The organism is Rhodococcus sp. NPDC127593, from assembly GCF_042671975.1.
Lineage (GTDB): Bacteria > Actinomycetota > Actinomycetes > Mycobacteriales > Mycobacteriaceae > Rhodococcus_F.
On the sequence record NZ_JBHXWI010000153.1, the window covers coordinates 1 to 3,401 of the forward strand.

The following is a 3,401-nucleotide window of genomic DNA, read 5'->3' on the forward strand; positions in this document are numbered from 1 at the left end:
CGACCTCGGGAATTCACATAACCGCAGGTTGAGCCGCCGCATGCGCTGGCACGTCGAGTTCGACTGTGATCGGTAGCCGCAGGGGCGAGAAGCAAATCATCAGTAGTCAAACAAAAATATGGGTTACGGGCGATCAACGGTGGTACTGTCCGCACTTATATCGCCGACCTGCTGAATGTCCTGGCGGGCACCGGGAGTCCGGTCGCGGCCGCTACGTCTTTGCAACACGTGCGCAATAACCGTTCCGCGTCCGAAAGTGCGCCGTACTCGAGTGCTGAAACCAACTGCCCTTCATCATGGTTGCGGACGACTCCGGGTTCTCTTCGCTCCCGGGATGCCAGCGATCCGTGCGGTCGCGAGGAGTCGGCCTCGGGCAGGTCGTCGGTCCGAACAGGGCAGCTGCCTTGGGGGCGGTGACCAGTTCTTTTGCAGGCAAGGCGGTCCGGTGGCATCAGCCTTCGTGCCCACATCGAGCGTGCGTGCGCGGCCCTCGCCGTCGAGGGGGTGAGATCACTCGTGACGGCAGCATCTTCACGTGTTCTCCAATGTCGACAGCGGTATCGTCTGATAGATCACGCCGTTCCGTCGTCGTGGGTTCCACCGACCTCACGCCGACCATTCTCCTGTGGTGGCGGCGGTCATTGGCACCGCCGTCGGCGTATCGACTCGGCTTACTGGATTGATACAGGGAAGGGCGGCGCGATGACGGCAGTGGAGATGGGGATTCCCTCTGTGCGGTCGGCCTCACTCGAAGGGCGCCCGGACGTCGCGCACCTCGTTGATCGTTTCGGCAGGGTGGCCAGGGACCTACGGGTGTCGATCACGGAGAAGTGCTCTCTGCGGTGCACCTACTGTATGCCCGAGGCGGGCCTGCCCGCGATCCCGGCGGAGCGGTTGCTCACCGCAGGTGAGATCGTCCGGTTGGTCGAGATCGCCGTGCATCGACTCGGGGTGCGTGAGGTGCGGTTCACCGGTGGTGAGCCGCTCATGCGCGCGGACCTCGAGTACATTATCGGCGGGTGCGCGGAGAAGGTTCCAGGCATTCCGCTGGCGATGACGACGAACGCGGTCGGGCTCGAGCACCGGGTGCGCAGGCTCGTCGACGCCGGCCTGACCCGGATCAACGTCTCCCTCGACACCATCGACCGTGACTACTTCGCGTCGTTGACCCGGCGGGATCGGCTGCCCTCGGTGCTCGCCGGGATCCGTGCCGCCGTCGCCGTCGGGCTCGCCCCGGTGAAGATCAACGCGGTCCTCATGCCGGAGACGCTGAGCGGAGCGCCGGATCTGTTGCAGTGGTGCCTCGACGAGGGCGTGGCGCTGCCGTTCATCGAGGAGATGCCGCTCGACGCCGACCACGAATGGGCGCGGGAGAATATGGTGCCGGCCGACCGACTGCTATCGGTGCTGGGTGCGCGCTTCGATCTCGATGAGATCGGGCGGGACGACCCGTCCGCCCCGGCGGTCCAGTGGCGGGTGGACGGAGGCGCCGCGACGGTGGGGATCATCGCGTCGGTCACGCGGTCGTTCTGCTCCGACTGCGATCGCACCCGGCTCACCGCCGAGGGCACCGTCCGGTCGTGCCTGTTCAGCGACTCCGAGATCGATCTACGCGGTGCGTTGCGGTCCGGGGCGAGTGACGAGGAGTTGGCGCACTTGTGGCGCGGGGCAACGTGGAACAAGTCGGCGGGGCACGGCATCGACGCCGCTGGGTTCGTTCCGCCTGTGCGGAGTATGGGAGCGATCGGTGGTTGACGCGGACTCTGTGGCATCGAATTCGGTCTCCGTCCGGTACTTCGCGACGGCCGACTCCGGATCAGGATCTCTCGGCTTCCAGAACTGAAGCAGGAGTCCGTCGATCGTGTCGGCGGCGGGCGGGGTGACATACGGTGGCCATCCGATGGAGCCGCCAGATGCGGGTCCGCCCGCCGAGATTGTCAGAGACGATTGATACATGTTCAGTATGTGCCGTTGAAGCGCCGGTCGTGACTGAATGGGAATGCATACTCGAAAAGTGTTTTACCACTGTAGGTTACGTTCGGATTTCTCATTCGGATCCCGGTCAGGTGGAAGCTGTGTGCTCGTGAGATCCTGCGCCGACAGCGATCGGCGGTCGGTGGATCGGACCCGAGAGTAACCGGAGTTCTCCACCGGTACTGCCGCGAAGTGTCTTCATCGTTTCGGCGAGTATCGACACTGCGGTTTCCTCGGGTGTCTGCGCGCCCAAGTCGAGCCCGATCGGCGAATGTAGGCGTGAGAGGTCGGCGGTGGAGAGTCCACGCTCGCGCAATGCCTCGACGCGGCGATCATGGGTGGGTCGACTTCCCATCGCACCGATGTACGCGGCGTGCGAGCGGAGGGCACGCTCGAGGAGAGGAAGATCGAACTTCTCATCGTGGGTGAGCACTGCGATTACCGTCCGCCGGTCAATGGGCGCAGATTCGAGGAATTTGTGCGGCCACATCACCACGATGTCGTCAGCGTCCGGGAACCGGGCTGGGGTTGCGAACACCGGTCGGGCATCGATGACAGTTACGTGATAACCCGCGAATGCTCCGAGCCTACAGAGGGCGGCGGCGAAGTCGATGGCTCCGAAAATGTACATGCGAGGCCGGGGCGCAAGAATCTCCACCATAAGAATGCGGGTCGAATCCGCCTCTCCCGGCACCTCGACTACGTATACAGCGGAGTCTCCTGAATCCAGGCCGCGCTTTACATCTGCAACGTCGTCACGAGCGATGGATAGATCGCCCCACTGCTCATGACGAGAAAGCACGCAGTGATGGGTGGGATATCCCGCGCTAGTGTCGGTGACAACCGCGACAGAGTCTCCCTCACGGATTCGATCCGCGAGTTCGACGAAATGCGGAAAACTCGTACGATCGACGCGCTGGACAAAGACCTCGATGGTTCCACCACAGGTCAGGCCGACACCGAACGCATCGTTGTCGGTGACTCGGAAGACGTCTGTCCGACTGCGTCCGTCAGCGAGCACCTCTAGAGCTGTCTCGTACAGGGCGCCCTCCACGCAGCCGCCGGAAACACTGCCGATCACTTCGCCCGACTGGGATACCGCCATGGCGGCGCCGGGCGCGCGGGGTGACGACTTCCAAGTGCGCACTATGGTGGCGAGCGCGAACGGCACGTCGCGGTCGTACCAGGCTGTCAGCCCGGCCAAGATGTCGCGCATCGTTTGTTCTCCTCGGGTGTCTGTTGGCTGAGTACTGCCTGGCTGCGGCACGCCTCGTCGAGCACCTTGCCGTACATGATGCCTCGATCGAGACATACTCGTCCAATGACGGACGAAATTCGACGTCTTCCGGATATTTGCCAATGCCTCGCATCGTCTGCCGAGAGGCATTCGATGCCAACTACCAGGCATCTCCGACTTTCTGGAGCTT

At 63.5% G+C, this 3,401-nt stretch carries 2 protein-coding genes; one reads left to right on the forward strand and one right to left on the reverse strand.

The genetic code is table 11. The features are described from left to right. The first annotated feature begins 702 nt into the window (after nt 1-702). Complete coding sequence (moaA, locus tag ACFVJ3_RS49275; protein WP_378459011.1) at nt 703-1,755, forward strand: GTP 3',8-cyclase MoaA; 1,053 nt, start codon at nt 703-705, stop codon at nt 1,753-1,755. Between the two features lie 307 nt (nt 1,756-2,062). Here the strand turns inward: moaA and ACFVJ3_RS49280 are convergent, their stop codons facing one another. Beyond that, a complete protein-coding gene (locus ACFVJ3_RS49280; protein ID WP_378459012.1) occupies nt 2,063-3,190 on the reverse strand; it encodes an XdhC family protein in 1,128 nt (375 codons plus the stop codon). Between the last annotated feature and the right edge of the window lie 211 nt (nt 3,191-3,401).

Coding starts and splice junctions, on each gene's coding strand:
- moaA (WP_378459011.1), top strand. CDS start 703: ATGACGGCAGTGGAGATGGGGATTCCCTCTGTGCGGTCGGCCTCACTC.
- ACFVJ3_RS49280 (WP_378459012.1), bottom strand. CDS start 3,190: ATGCGCGACATCTTGGCCGGGCTGACAGCCTGGTACGACCGCGACGTG.